This window comes from Rhizobium centroccidentale, assembly GCF_030182565.1.
Classification (GTDB): domain Bacteria; phylum Pseudomonadota; class Alphaproteobacteria; order Rhizobiales; family Rhizobiaceae; genus Rhizobium.
Genome location: NZ_JAQJCG010000045.1, coordinates 1 through 15,173, shown reverse-complemented (window position 1 = coordinate 15,173; position 15,173 = coordinate 1). Strand labels below are relative to the sequence as shown.

14 protein-coding genes are annotated in these 15,173 nt (G+C 60.4%); 8 read left to right on the top strand and 6 right to left on the bottom strand.

Translation table 11 applies throughout. The features are described 5' to 3' along the window. Positions 1-57: 57 nt before the first annotated feature. Positions 58-585, bottom strand: a complete 528-nt coding sequence (locus tag PH562_RS30795; RefSeq protein WP_350223793.1) for a biotin/lipoyl-binding protein — start codon at positions 583-585, stop codon at positions 58-60. A gap of 156 nt (positions 586-741) precedes the next feature. Between PH562_RS30795 and PH562_RS30365 the strand changes: the two genes are divergently transcribed. Beyond that, positions 742-1,422 (top strand): TetR/AcrR family transcriptional regulator, encoded by a 681-nt coding sequence (locus tag PH562_RS30365; RefSeq protein WP_158225485.1) that lies wholly within the window; start codon positions 742-744, stop codon positions 1,420-1,422. 88 nt (positions 1,423-1,510) lie between these two features. Here the strand turns inward: PH562_RS30365 and PH562_RS30360 are convergent, their stop codons facing one another. The 5 genes from PH562_RS30360 to PH562_RS30340 form a co-directional block, all read right to left on the bottom strand. After that, the gene (locus PH562_RS30360) at positions 1,511-3,232 is read right to left on the bottom strand and encodes a peptidoglycan D,D-transpeptidase FtsI family protein (protein ID WP_285177592.1); all 1,722 of its coding nucleotides are present in this window, start codon (positions 3,230-3,232) and stop codon (positions 1,511-1,513) included. 202 nt (positions 3,233-3,434) lie between these two features. Beyond that, entirely contained in the window at positions 3,435-3,980 is a 546-nt protein-coding gene (locus PH562_RS30355; protein WP_285177591.1) for a sarcosine oxidase subunit gamma family protein, read from the bottom strand. After that, positions 3,973-6,903, bottom strand: coding sequence for a sarcosine oxidase subunit alpha family protein (locus PH562_RS30350; protein WP_285177590.1), 2,931 nt, complete (start codon positions 6,901-6,903; stop codon positions 3,973-3,975). Before PH562_RS30350 ends, PH562_RS30355 begins: the two co-directional genes overlap by 8 nt. Continuing rightward, positions 6,900-7,178 carry a sarcosine oxidase subunit delta gene (locus PH562_RS30345; protein ID WP_285177589.1) on the bottom strand — a complete coding sequence of 93 codons (279 nt, stop codon included), beginning with the start codon at positions 7,176-7,178 and terminating at the stop codon, positions 6,900-6,902. Before PH562_RS30345 ends, PH562_RS30350 begins: the two co-directional genes overlap by 4 nt. Positions 7,179-7,190: 12 nt before the next feature. Beyond that, positions 7,191-8,441: a sarcosine oxidase subunit beta family protein gene (locus tag PH562_RS30340; RefSeq protein ID WP_285177588.1), complete on the bottom strand. Its 1,251-nt coding sequence runs from the start codon at positions 8,439-8,441 to the stop codon at positions 7,191-7,193. 88 nt (positions 8,442-8,529) lie between these two features. Here PH562_RS30340 and PH562_RS30335 point away from each other — a divergent pair, with 88 nt between their 5' ends. The 7 genes from PH562_RS30335 to PH562_RS30305 form a co-directional block, all read left to right on the top strand. Continuing rightward, positions 8,530-9,489 (top strand): GlxA family transcriptional regulator, encoded by a 960-nt coding sequence (locus tag PH562_RS30335; protein ID WP_285177586.1) that lies wholly within the window; start codon positions 8,530-8,532, stop codon positions 9,487-9,489. A 78-nt stretch (positions 9,490-9,567) separates the two neighbouring features. Next, positions 9,568-10,251: a helix-turn-helix domain-containing protein gene (locus PH562_RS30330; RefSeq protein WP_113232285.1), complete on the top strand. Its 684-nt coding sequence runs from the start codon at positions 9,568-9,570 to the stop codon at positions 10,249-10,251. A 93-nt stretch (positions 10,252-10,344) separates the two neighbouring features. Beyond that, the gene (locus PH562_RS30325; protein ID WP_285177585.1) at positions 10,345-11,253 is read left to right on the top strand and encodes a class II glutamine amidotransferase; all 909 of its coding nucleotides are present in this window, start codon (positions 10,345-10,347) and stop codon (positions 11,251-11,253) included. Positions 11,254-11,284: 31 nt separating this feature from the next. Next, positions 11,285-11,971 (top strand): GXGXG domain-containing protein, encoded by a 687-nt coding sequence (locus PH562_RS30320; protein WP_285177583.1) that lies wholly within the window; start codon positions 11,285-11,287, stop codon positions 11,969-11,971. A 15-nt stretch (positions 11,972-11,986) separates the two neighbouring features. Next, complete coding sequence (locus PH562_RS30315) at positions 11,987-13,315, top strand: FMN-binding glutamate synthase family protein (protein ID WP_113232288.1); 1,329 nt, start codon at positions 11,987-11,989, stop codon at positions 13,313-13,315. Positions 13,316-13,392: 77 nt separating this feature from the next. Continuing rightward, positions 13,393-14,700: a type III glutamate--ammonia ligase gene (gene glnT / locus PH562_RS30310; protein ID WP_285177582.1), complete on the top strand. Its 1,308-nt coding sequence runs from the start codon at positions 13,393-13,395 to the stop codon at positions 14,698-14,700. Between the two features lie 296 nt (positions 14,701-14,996). Then, positions 14,997-15,173 (top strand): ACT domain-containing protein (locus PH562_RS30305; protein ID WP_285177593.1); only part of this gene is annotated, 177 nt, incomplete at its 3' end.

The following is a 15,173-nucleotide window of genomic DNA, read 5'->3' as shown; positions in this document are numbered from 1 at the left end:
ATGAAACCGGAGGCTGTTCTAACCCCATCGCAGATGGGGGTCCCGTTTGGACGCCGATCACCCCATTTGCGGGGTCCTTATTCCATGCCTAATCACATTTGCGGCAGCGACCTGAGCCTGTGCCTGCTCCAGAGCTGTTTGATAGTCACGATCATCGATCCGGGCGATCACTTCGCCGCTCGTGACGTGCTGGTTGTCGGTGACAGGGACGGAAGAAATATAACCGGCTACCCGCGAAGTGATGGCATATTGCCGCGCAGCGATGAAGGCATCGTCGGTGCTCTCATAATGAGAGGCGTTGTCCCAATAGATAAAGGTCACCACGGCTGCGGCAGCGAGCGCACCTCCGCCGATCAGGAGCATACGCAGGCGTCGGGAGGGGCTGCCAGTCGCGTCCTTCTGGCCGGGATCATCCGGCGTCTCGGTTTCGTCGGGAATTCGGGTTTTGTCGCCGGGTTGCGGCGCTTCTGCCCTTTCCTGTGGGGCCGAGAGGCCGCCTTGCTCATGATTTACCTTGCCGCCGCCAGGCGCCTTCGGCTCCAGCACGATCAATTTTCCGAGAGTCTCATCCTGAGGCGTGCTCATCTTCTACCTCTTCTATCACAAGGGTATAAATTGAAACGAAACGTTCAATTTAAATATTGACGTAGAACTGATCGGGATGTTAGTCAAGAGCTGCAGAGGGTGCTAAACCGCGTCCAAGCCGATCAAAAAGCAGTGAGGTCCGTCATGCCGCGAGAAATGGCAAAACCCCAGATTACGCCGGCAAAGACAAATGCAACGCGACGTGGCCGTCCGCCGCGGGAGAGGGCCGGAGAGGTCGAGGACAGAATTCTGCAGGCCGCCCTCCAGGTCTTCATCGCCCGAGGTTATGAGGGCGCCAGTATTGACGAGATTGCCGAGGTGGCGAGAGCCGGCAAGCCGAGCATCTATGCGCGCTTCATCAACAAGGAGACCTTGTTCAGAGAAGTCGTCATCCGCTGGGCGCAAAAATCCGGTGAAATGGTGGCCTCAGCCACGTCGGGCAGCATCCTTGAACGCTTCCAATCCGCAGGTGTCTTGATCGTCCAGCGCGCCATAAGGTCGGAGACCATCGGGCTCATACGCAGCGTGATCGGTGAAGCGACCCGCCATCCGGATCTAGCAACGACGATCCACTATGCCATGCGGGCACATGGAACGGCTACCGCAATGAAACTCGTGGCAGAATTGGCGGAGGCCGAAGAACTCAAGCCATTGCCTGCCTTCGCGCCGGCTAACCTTGAAGCCACCACTCGATACTTCATCGATCTGGTGTTGCTGCCGATGATGATATCCTCGCTGTTTCATGCCGATCTGACGCCCGTGAAGTCGCAGATGGAAGATCATGCACGCGAGGCTGCCACTTTTTTCTTGCGCGGCTGTGGCTATAGCGGCGTTTGACGGATTCTCCAAACCGCTCCAGCTCTTTGTTTTCAAGCAATTCGGGACGGAAAATCGCTGCGCTCTCTTTCTGGAACTGCTCCAATCTTCAATAGGCGGCGAGCAAGTTCGACCCGAAATCGGGCTCGACGCCGAGCAGCGGCGCGGCGTGGCTGATGATATCATGGACCATGGGTGCTGCTGTTTCTGCAGCGAGGTTCAGGTTGTGCACGCCCGTCAGCGGCTGATCGATGAAGGCCAGCACCACGTATTTCGGGTTATCCATAGGGAATGCGGCCAGGAACGAATTGAAGCTGAGCTTGTGCGAGTAAACGCCGTGAATGACCTTGTTTGCGGTGCCCGTCTTCCCGCCGACATGATAGCCGGGGACGTCGGCGGCTCGGCCTGTGCCCTGTTCGCCGTTCAGCCGGAAGAGATAGCGGATCGTGTCGCTGGTGCTCTTCTTGACGATCATCGTCTCGGTCTTTTCCGCCTCTTCCTGCGTGCGCGGAAGAAAGGAGGGTTCGATCAGCTTGCCGCCGTCAATGAGGGCTGCGCCGGCAACGGCGGTCTGCATCGGTGTGGTGGCGACGCCATGGCCGAAGGCGATGGTTATGGAGTTGAGCTTCTTCCAAACCTTTGGCTGGCTGGGCGCCTTCACCTCGGGCAGTTCGGTCTGCATCTTCGTCAACAGCCCGAAGCGGGTTAGATAGCTCTTCTGGATGGTCATGCCCACCTTGTCCATCATCTTGGCCGTGCCGATGTTGGACGAATAGCGGAAGATTTCAGGGATCGACAGGACGCGCCGCGGCACGTCGCGGTCGTCATGGATGGTGAAGCCGCCATAATGCAGGGGAGAGCTGGCGTCGAAGGTATCCGTCAGCTTGACCATGCCCGTGTCGATGGCCATTGCGATCGAGAAGGTCTTGAACACTGAGCCCATCTCGTCGGTGCCGTTCGACATGCGGTTCAGCCAGCCTTTGACATCAGCCTGCGGATCGTTCGGATCGAAATCGGGGGCCGAGGCCATGGCCAGGACTTCACCGGTGTGAATGTCGAGAATGACGGCGCCGGCCGCCTGACTCTGGTATCGGCCGATCGCATCCGACACCACGTCATGGACGATGTTCTGGACGCGCAGGTCGATCGAAAGCCGCACCGGTTCCAATTGATCGCGGCTCGTCAGGCCCGTGGACGCGAGATCCGACAGGCCTTGCATGTCGAGATATTTCTCCATGCCGGCAACGCCATGATTGTCGATATCGACATAGCCAAGAATATGGGCGGCGGTTCGCCCGCCCGGATAGAAGCGCTTGACCTCGGGCCGAAAGCCGATCGCCGGAATGCCGAGCGCCAGGATTTCGCTCTGTTCCTTCGGTGTCAGCTGCCGGCGCAGCCAGGCAAAATGCGAGCGGCGGTCGGCAAGCTTCTTATAAAGGGATTTGCGGTCGATATCGGGAAAGATCGAGGCGATTTTTTCCACCGCCTCGTCCGGATCGATCACGCGGTTGGGCTCGGCAAACATCGAAACGGTGCGGATGTCCGTTGCAAGCAGTTCGCCGTTTCTGTCGACGATATCCGGGCGCGCGGCGCTGACATGATCCGGCGGAATCGCCGAGGTGTCGGTCCTCGGCTCCATATCGAAATAGGTAAGCCTGGCAAAGATCGCCACATAACAGACGAGCAACCCACCCGCGAGCATCATGATGCGAGCTTTGGCGAGTTTTGCTTGGCCCGTTGCGCGTACCGGCGGGCGCTCGCGTCCGCCGGGACCAAAGGTGATTCTGATGAGGCGACCGCTATTTGCGCCGAGGGCGTGGATGATCGACATGAACGATTATTCGCAAAAACTGGGAAGGCGGACGTGCCTCTGGATCAACAATCTCTAAGCTCAAGATGGTTAACAGGGGCCTAATTATAAGTTTTTCTTACTAACGTTGTGTTTGAGGCGTACCTCGCGCGTTGCGCGCATGGCGATTGCCAGCCAGACGGCTTGCCTGACTATATCCGCGCCAGAACTGTTTGGATGTGGTTCAGACCGCGAGCTGCTCGGCACCCTGAGATCGAACCAGAGCCTCGAGCTCCTCATAAAGCGATTCCGCAAAGCTGCGCAGCACAGTCAGCTCGAAATCGTTCATGTTGGTGCGCGTGAGCTGCACCGAGATATGACCGAAAAGCGTCACGGCACTGCACCCCTCCGGGAAGCTCGATGGATGCAGATCGACGGCCGTACCTTTGTTGAGCACCTGGGGGGCGTTCGGGCCGGAAATGAGGATGCGGATACGGCCGTGGCTCTGGTCGCAGATGAAGGCACGGCCGGCCAGGGCATCGGCAAGAGCCTGCCTTTCGGATTCGGCGAGCGGCTCATTGCCGGCAATGAACCATTGCCGGTATCCCGCCGGGCGTACGGAACTTTGCTCGAGGCCGGCCTCGGGAAGATGGGCCGCAAGCTCTTCGCTGGTGGTTGCGCCCATCACATGCAGGAGATGGCCCTCGGGCAGGGCTGCAAGCCGGATGGCCCCGCCTTGCAGAACGGCCTTTCCGGCAAGGACCGGCTTTGATATCGGCAAATCAGGCATGGAGTTTCTCATTCTGGGGGTCGATGAAGACCGGGCTGCAGATCACTGCATCCGTGTATTCGTTTCTAAGCCCGTTCCAGACGACGACCTTTTCGCCGACGCGCGCCGGTCCGTTCTTGATAAGAGCGAGCCCGATCGTATGGCCGAGGCTGGGGGAAAAGGCGCTCGATGTCACATAGCCCTGATCGTTTTCGAGCGTCGCCGCCGCACCTTCCGCAAGGATATGGGCGCCGGTGCGGAAGCTTGTTGCCGGGTCTACCGGTTTGACACCGACGAGGCGAGGCCGATCAGCGGCCTGCAGGCCTTCGCGTTGAAGCATCGCCTTGCCGATGAAATCTGGCTTCGTTGCCGAAACCATGCGGGCAAAGCCAAGATCGCCTGGTGTTACCGTGCCGTTGATCTCGGCATGGGTGACATGGCCCTTCTCAATACGCATGACGCCAAGCGCCTCGGCGCCATAGGCACAGATTTCATGTTTTTGACCCGCCTCCATGATGGCGTCGGCGACGAACTCTCCATAGGCCGCCGGCACGCCGAGCTCGTAAGCGAGCTCGCCCGAAAAGGATATCCGGAAGAGGCGGCCTTCAAGCTTGCCGCTGAACAATGAGACCGCGCGCGCGCTCATGAACGGGAAGGCGGCGTCGGAAATATCTTCGTCGACGATCTCGGAGAGGATCGTCCGCGATTTCGGTCCGGCGACCGCCATCTGAGCCCATTGATCGGTTGACGACGCAAAATAGACCTCCAGCTCGGGCCAGAGCGTCTGGGCGCAGAATTCCAGATGGGTGAGCACGCCGGCGGCAAGCGCCGTCGTCGTGGTCATGAAGAAATGGTCTTCGCTCAAGCGGCTGGTGGTGCCGTCGTCATAGATCATGCCGTCCTCACGCAGCATGATGCCATACCGCGCCTTGCCGACCGAAAGCTTGGCGAACCCGTTGCAATAGATGCGGTCGAGGAAGGTCGCGGCATCCTTGCCGAGGATCTCGATCTTGCCGAGGGTCGAGACATCGCAGATGCCGGCATTTTTCCGGATATTCAGCACTTCGCGATCGACACTTTCGCGCCAGATCTTCTCGCCTTCGCGCGGGAACCAGGAGGAGCGGTACCAGAGGCCGGTCTCGACGAAGACTGCGCCGTTCTTCTTTGCCCATTCGTGCAAGGGGGATTTTCGCGCCGGCTGAAAATGCTTAGCCCGCGAAGTACCTGTCAAGGCACCGAAGGAAACAGGGGTATAGAACGGTCGAAATGTCGTGGTGCCGACCTCGGCCGGGGAAACACCACGGGCCTCGGCCAGAATGCCGATGGCATTGATGTTGGAAAGCTTGCCCTGGTCGGTCGCCATGCCGTTTGTCGTATAGCGCTTGGCAAGCTCGACATCGCCATAACCTTCGCGCACGGCAAGGTCGAGGTCCTTGAGGTGGACGTCGTTCTGATAGTCGACGAAGGCCTTGCCCTTGCCGCCTTTGACATACCATAGCGGCGCGGCGGCAGCCGATGTCTCTTCTGCTGAAGCAAAGGCGGGGTCAACCTTGCCAAAACCAATTGCTTCCAATGCCTCGGCAGCCTTGATCGCTCCGTCGCCAAGGCAGCTATCCGTAGAAGTAAGCCCTGCTGCGGACCCGGCAATCATCAACCCTTCCTGCTTTTCAGGAGCCAGGAAGGCTGCATGCTTTTCCGACCAGGTCGGCTTTGCACCCCGATGGCATGCTAGATGGATGATCGGGCTCCAGCCGCCGGACATGGTCAAAGCATCCGCATCGATCTCATGCATGCCCGACCCGCTCGCAATCTTGACCCGGCGGACCTGCTTGGAGCCAAGCGCATCGAGGACGCATGCGCCGGTCAACACCCGCGCCTTGCCGCCCCAGTATTCGCCAGCGGCACGCGTGTCGACGATGGCGGCCACGTCTACACCTGCGGCCTCGAGGTCGGCGGCGGTCCGGTAGCCGGAACTGTTGGTCGTGAAGACGACCGTGCGCTTGCCGGGAGCGACAGCCTGGCGGTTCAGATAGCTGCGCATGGCGCCAGCCATCATCACGCCTGGAATATCGTTGCCGCCAAAGACAAGCGGTCGCTCTTCGGCGCCTGTCGCAAGGATCGCCTGCTTGGCGATGATGCGCCAGAGGCGTTCGACAGGCTGGCGGGGGTCGGGTGTTGCCACATGCTTCTGGACGCGTTCGACCGCGCCGAAGACATTGTCGTCGTACCAGCCGATAACCGTCGTGCGCGACAGGCATTGCACGTTCGGCAGGCTGTCGAGTTCGTCCAACATGTCGTTGAGGGGCGAGCTGCTCTCCGAGAGCAAGCTGCCGCCGAGATCAAAGCCTTCGTCCGCGAGAATGACGCGCGCTCCGGCACGTCCCGCTGTCAGCGCCGCGGCAAGGCCCGTGGGCCCAGCGCCGATCACGAGCAGATCGCAATGTGCCCAGCACTTTTCGTAGGAATCAGGATCGGCCTCATAGGATGCCTTGCCAAGGCCGGCTGCCTTGCGGATCAGCGGCTCGTAGACTTTTTCCCAGAAGGCGGCAGGCCACATGAAGGTCTTGTAGTAGAAGCCGGCGCTCAGGAAGGGTGAGAGCAGGCCGTTGACGGCGCCGACATCGAAATTGAGCGACGGCCAGCGGTTCTGGCTGCGGGCGATCAGCCCGTCATGAAGCTCGATCATCGTGGCACGGCTGTTGGCTTCCGTTCGCCCGCTTGTGCCTGTTGTGACGAGCGCATTGGGTTCGGCGGCACCCGCTGTCAGGATGCCGCGCGGCCGGTGATATTTGAAGCTGCGGCCGACAAGCTGGATGCCGTTGGCAAGAAGCGCGGAGGCAAGCGTGTCGCCCGGATGGCCGGTCAAATCTCGGCCATCGAAACTGAAGGCAACGGTTTTGGAGCGGTCGATCCGGCCGCCGGAGGAGAGGCGATAGCTGCTCATGCCTCACCTCCGAGCTTGGCAAGTGCCGCGTCGCTGACGCCGTGAACCTTGTGAGTGACCGTGTCGCGCTCGACGATCAGCCAGCGGCGGCAGCCGGAAGAATGGTGCCAAAATTCCTTGTGCCGCCCCCTGGGGTTGTCGCGCAGATAGACGTAGTCGTACCAATCTTCAGCGTCGGCATTTGGGGCAGGGCGGCTGATACTTGCATCCCCCTTGATGGTGAATTCTTCCTTGGGACGTGTGCCGCAGTGAGGGCAGGAAATCAGGCTTGCCATGTCGTCATGTCCTCAATGCAGGTTCGGCTGGGCGCCGACGCCCTTTTCATCGATCTGAAAGCCACGCCGGAATCGGTCGAGGCGCAGCTGTGTCGCCGTTTCATGCGGCTCGTTGCGGGCGATCAGATGGGCGTAGCAGTAGCCCGAGGCCGGCGTGGCCTTGAAGCCGCCGTAACACCAGCCGGCGTTCAGATAGAGATTGTCGATGTGGGTCCGGTCGATGATCGGGGAGCCGTCCATGCTCATATCCATGACGCCACCCCATGTGCGCAGGTAGCGCACGCGGGTCAGTGCCGGGATCATCGCAACGCCGGCTTCGGCGACGTGTTCGACAGTCGCGAGATTGCCGCGCTGGGCATAGGAATTGTAGCCGTCGATATCGCCGCCGAAGACGAGGCCGCCCTTGTCGGATTGCGAGACATAGAAATGTCCGGCGCCGAAGGTGACGACGCAGTCGATGAACGGCTTCAGGCCTTCCGAGACGAAGGCCTGAAGCACATGACTTTCGATCGGCAAACGCAGCCCCGCCATGTTGGCGACGACGGTGGAATTGCCGGCCGCCGCCAGTGCCAGCTTGCCGCAACCGAGAAACCCCTTCGTCGTCTCGACACCTGTCACGCGACCCTGGTCGGTGCGGATGCCTGTGACTTCACAGCCGGTGATGATGTCGACACCACGGCTATCGGCTCCGCGGGCATAGCCCCAGGCGACCGCGTCGTGGCGCACCGTGCCGCCGCGCTGCTGCAACAGGCCGCCCATGATCGGGAATCGTGCGTTTTCGAAATCCAAGAAGGGCAGCTTTTTGCGAACGGCTTCGCGGTCGAGCAATTCGGCATCGACTCCATGCAGGCGCATGGCATTGCCGCGTCGCGTATAGGCATCGCGCTGCGCATCCGAATGAAAGAGATTAAGCACGCCGCGCTGCGAGACCATGGCGTTGAAGTTGAAATCCTGCTCCAGCCCTTCCCAAAGCTTCATCGATAGCTCGTAGAAGGGATTATTGCCGGGAAGCAGGTAGTTCGAGCGGATGATCGTCGTATTGCGGCCGATATTGCCTGAGCCGAGATAGCCCTTTTCCAGAACGGCGACATTGGTGATGCCGAAGGTCTTGGCGAGATAATAAGCGGTCGCCAGCCCATGGCCGCCGCCACCGACGATGATGACATCATAATGTTGCTTCGGTTGCGGCTGGCGCCAGGCAGGCGCCCAGCCGGCATTGCCGCGAAGGCCGTTGAGAAAAACAGAGAAAGCCGAGTAGCGCATGGTCAGGTCCGCTTTGAACTGCGCTCATGATGACAGAGTGCAAAATGCCGACTTGCCAAATTAGGACCTATTTCGATAGAAAAGGGACATGACGGCGATCGATAGCAAAAATAGCCAGAATATTGGTTTCATCCTGATCCCGGGATTCGCCTTGATGTCCTTTGCCTCGGCAAGCGAGCCGCTGCGGGCGGCCAATCTCTTGGCTGGGCGCGAAATCTATCGATTGTCGATCTTCTCGCCGGACGGAACCCCGGCGGTCTCGTCGGGCGGCGTGCCGGTGCCGACCGGGCCTCTTCCCGGTCGAGGCTCAGGTCTCGGCACGGTTTTCGTCTGCGCCGGCGGCTCGCCGCGAGACTGGCACTATCCAGCGGTTCTTGCCTGCCTGCGCCAGCTCGCACGCGAGGGCGTGCGCATCGGCGGCATCTCGGGCGGTCCTTATCTATTGGCCGCCGCCGGTCTTCTGGCCGAGCGCGATTTCACCATTCATTGGGAACATGCTCCGGCTCTGCTGGAAGCCTTTCCGGCACTTGCGCCACGTCAGGCACGCTTCGTCATCGACGGCAGTCGTATCACCTGCGGCGGCGGTATTGCGCCGCTGGACATGATGCATGTGCTGATATCAGAGCGCATGGGCGCCGATTTTGCTCGCCGCGTCAGCGACTGGTACCTGCATACGGAGGTGAGCGAGCCGACTGCGCCGCAACGCGGTTCGCTCGCCGAGCGTTACGGCGTTCACCATCCGGGTTTGCTGGGCGTGCTCGAAAAAATGGAGGAAACGATCGAGATGCCGCTCGATCGTGCCGCCATGGCGCGCATTGCCGGCGTCACGCCGCGTCATCTCGACCGGCTGTTTGCCAGTCATCTCGGCTCGACGTTCCTGGAGCAGTACCGACGGATAAGGCTGCAGCATGCCCGACGTCTGCTGGAGCAGAGCCCGCTTTCGATTTCCGAAATCGCCGTCGCCACCGGCTTTTCCAGCGGCGCGCATTTCTCCAGGGCCTATCGCTCTCTTTATGGCACGGCGCCCAGCGAGGCTCGCCAGGGATGACTTTCGCCGCAGTTGAGAAAATTTCACTGGGAAGATAGAGTTCTTCCCGGCAAGCCCTGTCGGCAAAAAGGATACGGAATGAAAACCAAGGCAGACACTGTATCGGCGGACGATCAATCCCACGCTGGACGGTCGGCTTTTTCGCAAGACCCGCACGCGGTTCGCGAGCCGAAGGAAAACAACCTCGAAATGGCGATCGGCCACGAGGTTCGTGCCTATCGCAAGAAGCTAGGCATCACCGTGACGGATCTCGCCGCCGCAACGGGCATCTCGCTGGGCATGCTGTCGAAGATCGAAAACGGCAATATCTCGCCATCGCTGACGACATTGCAATCGCTGTCGCGCGCGCTCGGCGTGCCGCTGACTGCCTTCTTCCGTCGCTACGAGGAACCGCGCAACGCCGTTTTCGTCAAGGCCGGCCAGGGCGTCGAACTCGAGCGGCGTGGCACGCGCGCCGGCCATCAATATAATCTACTCGGTCATATCGACAACAATTCGAGCGGGGTCATCGTCGAGCCCTACCTCATCACGCTGACGGCCGATTCCGACGTCTTCCCCACCTTCCAGCATGAGGGCATGGAGTTCCTCTATATGCTCGAGGGCGAAGTCATGTACCGCCACAGCGATCAGCTTTACCCCATGCAGCCGGGCGACAGTCTCTTCTTCGATGCCGATGCGCCGCACGGCCCTGAAGTCTTGGTGAAACTGCCAGCCAAATACCTTTCGATCATCAGCTATCCGCAACGGGGCAAGAGTGAATAACTTGCTTCAAAAGAAAAATTTATTCTTTTGAGTTGAAAATGCTGAGCGGACCTGATAGCCATTTTTGCAGATGCGAAAACGGAGGGTTTGGGCATGTGCGGAATTGTCGGTCTCTTCTTGAAGGATAAGGCGCTGGAGCCGAAACTCGGCGCCCTTCTGTCTTCCATGCTGATCACGATGACCGATCGCGGACCTGATAGTGCAGGCATTGCGATCTACGGCAGCGATAACGGCAACACGGCAAAGATCACCGTTCAGTCGCCCGATCCGGCAAAGGATTTCGACGGATTGGAATATGAGCTGAGGCGAGCGCTCGACATTCCCGTGGCCGTGGTGGTCAAGAGCACGCATGCCGTCATCACGCTTGCCAAGGACAAACTTGACGAGGGTAGAGAAGCACTGGCGGCTCTGCGCCCGAATATCCGGGTGATGAGCAGCGGCGATACCGTCGAGATCTACAAGGAAGTCGGCCTGCCGAAGGATGTGGTCTCGCGCTTCGGCGTCACCGCCATGTCCGGTACGCACGGCATCGGCCATACCCGCATGGCGACGGAATCTGCCGTGACCACGCTCGGCGCCCATCCCTTCTCCACCGGCTCGGACCAGTGCCTGGTTCACAACGGTTCGCTCTCGAACCACAACAACCTGCGCCGCGAGCTGAAGCGCGAGGGCATGACCTTCGAGACGGAAAACGATACCGAGGTCGCGGCTGCCTATCTCACGGCCGAGATGGCCAAAGGCAAGGATCTCGGGGCGGCACTCGAAAGCGCCGTCGACGATCTCGATGGCTTCTTCACCTTCGTCGTCGGCACCAAGTCCGGCTTTGGCGTCGTGCGCGATCCCATCGCCTGCAAGCCGGCCGTCATGGCCGAGACCGACCAGTATGTCGCCTTCGGCTCCGAATATCGTGCGCTCGTCAATCTCCCGGGCATCGAGGATGCCCGCATCTGGGAGCCGGAGCCGGCGACCGTCTATTTCTGGGATCACGAAAAGGCTGCCTGATCAGAAGCGCCGCAATCGAGAGAGATCTTACATGCCAGTTTTCGACCTATCCGTCACGCCGCTGCGCGAACTCAATAGCGCCCTTCATGGCCTTGCCCCAGGTGCCAACGATCTAGCCTTCGAAGTCGTCAATCCGCGCGGCCATCATGCTGTTGCCGCCGGCATTGATGCGCCCGTCACCGTCGATATCAAAGGCTCCGTTGGCTATTACTGCGCCGGCATGAACGATGGCGGTAACGTCACCGTGCATGGCTCCGCCGGTCCCGGCGTCGCCGAGAACATGATGTCCGGCAGCGTCGTCATCGAAGGCGATGCCAGCCAGTATGCCGGGGCGACCGGGCAGGGGGGCCTGCTCGTCATCAAGGGCAATGCGGCGTCGCGTTGCGGCATCTCGATGAAGGGCATCGACATCGTCGTCTACGGTAATATCGGCCATATGTCCGCCTTCATGGGCCAGTCCGGCCATCTTGTCGTGCTGGGTGACGCGGGCGATGCTCTGGGCGACAGCCTCTATGAAGCCAAGCTTTTCGTTCGTGGTTCGGTGAAAAGCCTCGGTTCGGACTGCATCGAAAAGGAAATGCGCCCGGAGCATCTGGAGAAGCTTGCCGAGCTTCTCGAGAAGGCCGGCGTGCGCGGGGTCAAGCCTGAGGAATTTAAGCGCTACGGATCGGCCCGCAAACTCTACAATTTCAACATCGACAATGCCGACGCGTATTGAGACGAAGGGGACCTCATGAGCTACCACAATCCATATACGCCACCCCGCAAATCGGCGACCTTCGATGATCATACGCTCGCGGAAATCCGCCGTGCGGCGGCAACCGGTATCTACGATATCCGTGGCGCCGGCACGAAGCGCAAGGTGCCGCATTTTGATGATCTGCTCTTTCTCGGCGCGTCGATCTCGCGCTATCCGCTCGAAGGCTATCGCGAAAAATGCGATACGACCGTCGTCCTCGGCAGCCGTTTTGCCAAGAAGCCGATCACGCTGAAGACCCCGATCACCATTGCCGGCATGAGTTTCGGTGCGCTTTCCGGCAACGCCAAGGAAGCACTGGGCCGCGGTGCGACGATCGCAGGGACCTCGACCACGACAGGCGACGGCGGCATGACCGATGAAGAGCGCGGCCATTCGCAGACGCTGGTCTATCAGTACCTCCCGTCGCGTTACGGTATGAACCCTAGAGATCTGCGCCGCGCCGACGCAATCGAAGTCGTGGTTGGCCAAGGCGCCAAACCCGGCGGCGGCGGCATGCTGCTCGGCCAGAAGATTTCCGATCGCGTCGCTAATATGCGCAACCTGCCGAAGGGCATCGACCAGCGCTCGGCCTGCCGCCATCCGGATTGGACCGGCCCCGACGATCTCGAAATCAAGATCATGGAGCTGCGCGAGATCACCGATTGGGAAAAGCCGATCTACGTCAAGGTCGGCGGTGCGCGGCCCTATTACGACACGGCGCTTGCCGTGAAGGCCGGTGCCGATGTCGTCGTACTTGACGGCATGCAGGGGGGAACGGCTGCGACCCAGGACGTCTTCATCGAGAATGTCGGTATGCCGACGCTCGCCTGTATCCGTCCCGCCGTCCAGGCGCTGCAGGATCTCGGCATGCACCGCAAGGTGCAGCTCATCATCTCCGGCGGTATCCGGTCCGGTGCTGATGTGGCGAAGGCGCTCGCACTCGGCGCTGATGCGGTTGCCATCGGCACGGCGGCGCTGGTTGCGCTCGGTGACAACGATCCCAAGTGGGAAGAAGAGTACCAGAAGCTCGGCACGACGGCCGGCGCCTATGACGACTGGCACGAGGGCAAGGACCCGGCCGGTATCACGACGCAGGACCCGGAACTGGCAAGCCGGCTCGATCCGATTGCTGCGGGCCGGCGCCTTGCCAATTACCTCAAGGTGATGACGCTGGAGGCACAGACGATCGCGCGCGCTTGCGGCAAAAATCACCTGCACAATCTGGAACCTGAGGACCTCTGTGCGCTGACGATGGAAGCTGCCGCCATGGCGCAGATTCCGCTTGCGGGCACCAATTGGTACCCGGGCAAGGGAGGTTTTTAAGATTTCGGCCGGGCTAAGAGGCCCGGCCGCTGCATGCATCATCGAAGTGTCTCGAAGAAATCCAAAGGGGAACGAGAATGACACTGGATCTTGCTGCCTTTGCAAAGGACAAAGGCATCAAATATTTCATGATCAGTTATACGGATCTTTTTTCCGGCCAGCGTGCCAAGCTGGTGCCGGCCCAGGCGATTGCCGGGATGCAGGAAGAGGGCGCCGGCTTTGCCGGCTTCGCCACCTGGCTCGACATGACACCCGCCCATCCCGATCTTTTTGCCGTACCCGATGCTTCCTCCGTCATCCAGCTCCCATGGAAGAAGGATGTTGCCTGGGTCGCCGCCGATTTGCTGATGGATGGCGAGATCGTCGCCCAGGCGCCGCGCAACGTGCTGAAGAAGCTCGTCAGCCAAGCCGAGGCCGAAGGCAAGCGGGTGAAGACCGGCGTCGAAGCCGAATTCTTCCTGATCACCGCCGATGGCTCGAAGATCTCGGACGAATACGACACCGCTGAAAAACCCTGCTACGACCAGCAGGCCGTCATGCGCCGTTATGACGTCATCGCCGAGATCTGCGACTATATGCTGGAGCTCGGCTGGGGCGCCTATCAGAACGACCACGAGGATGCCAACGGCCAGTTCGAGATGAACTGGGAATTCGACGATGCCTTGAAGACGGCGGACAAGCACTCCTTCTTTAAGTTCATGGTCAAGTCGATCGCCGAAAAGCACGGTCTCAGGGCGACATTCATGCCGAAGCCCTTCAAGGGCCTGACGGGCAACGGCTGCCATTGCCATATTTCCGTATGGAGCAATGACGGCGGGACCAATGTCTTTGCCGACAGGGAAGCCGAATTCGGCCTGTCGACCGAAGGCAAGCATTTCCTCGGCGGCATCATGAAACATGCCTCGTCGCTGGCGGCGATCACCAACCCGACGGTCAATTCCTACAAGCGCATCAATGCGCCGCGGACGACCTCGGGCGCCACCTGGTCTCCCAATACCGTGACGTGGACCGGCAACAACCGCACCCATATGGTGCGCGTGCCCGGTCCCGGCCGCTTCGAGCTGCGCCTGCCCGATGGTGCCGTCAATCCATACCTGCTGCAGGCGGTGATTATCGCTGCCGGCCTGGATGGCCTGCGCAGCAACGCCGATCCGGGACCGCATCACGATATCGACATGTATGCTGAGGGTCACCTGGTGAAGAATGCGCCGCGCCTGCCGCTCAATCTGCTCGATGCGCTGCGGGCCTATGACGAGGACGAGGGGCTGAAGCAGGCGATCGGCTCGGAATTCTCCGAAGCCTATCTGAAGCTCAAGCACCAGGAATGGAACGCCTACTGCTCGCACTTCACGCAGTGGGAGCGCGACAGCACGCTCGATATCTGAGCGCGCAAAAAGACACGAGAATTGACCCAAATGCCGCGCTTTATCGCATATGGCGGGATCATCCTCGGAAACTCCTTCTCCCCAGCGGGGAGAAGGTGGCCCGAAGGGCCGGATGAGGGGGCTTTCCGATTTGAATTCATGGACTTTCGTGCTCGTGGCGGGTACCCCCTCACCCGCCTGACGGCACCCTCTCCCTGCTGGGGAGAAGGGGTGTGCGGCAGCGTACCTGCCCCATATGCGATTGCCTGGGACACATGAGGCGGAGTTTTGGCCGCGGACGGCGGAGGAAAATCAGCATGACGAGCTATGTATTGACAGTGACGTGCCAATCGACGCGTGGGATCGTTGCGGCGATCTCGAACTATCTGGCCGGTGAGGGCTGCAACATCGTCGACTCCAGCCAGTTCGACGATCTCGACACCGGCATGTTCTTCATGCGCGTCTCCTTCATCTCGGAAGAAGGTGTGGGCCAG